Here is a 534-nt window from a genome sequence, read left to right on the forward strand (position 1 = left end):
TCAAATGGCGTCAATGAAAACGAGCCCAAGAACATAGAAGGCACAGGACGAATCTCATCTTTGTTGACGCCTAAGCGTTCAAGTGTGCCAGATACTTCAGGAATACCAAGCTCCATCCCCAACCTTACCGTTGGTACATTCAGTGACTTCGCAAGCGCAAGGTAAAGTGGCACATCACCACGATATTTACGGTCGTAGTTACGCGGAGTCCATACCGAGCCTTTGCTACCTTTCAAACTTAGAGGCGTGTCGTGCAGCGTCGTCCCCAAATTGTATTTGTCTGGCTGTTCAAGCGCGGTCAGGTAAATTGCCGGCTTGACCAACGAACCAATTGGACGACTAGCATTAAGCGCACGGTTAAAGCCTTCATAACCCACGCGTTTACCACCAACCATGGCACGAATTTCACCACTGTGGCGATCAACAGCCACGGCAGCAGCTTCAAGCTCTTTGCCGCCTCGCTTCGCTAAATCCGGTATTTTCTTCGCGATAGCCTGCTCCATTTTACTTTGAGAGACAGGATCAAGAGACGTA

Annotated in this window: 1 protein-coding gene; it reads right to left on the minus strand. The window is 49.6% G+C overall.

Going from position 1 to position 534, the window contains the following annotated elements; genetic code table 11:
• A partial coding sequence (locus tag R8O11_RS30815) for a penicillin-binding transpeptidase domain-containing protein (RefSeq protein WP_318195335.1) occupies window positions 1-534 on the minus strand: 534 nt, incomplete at both ends.

Source organism: Vibrio sp. 1288 (assembly GCF_033344475.1).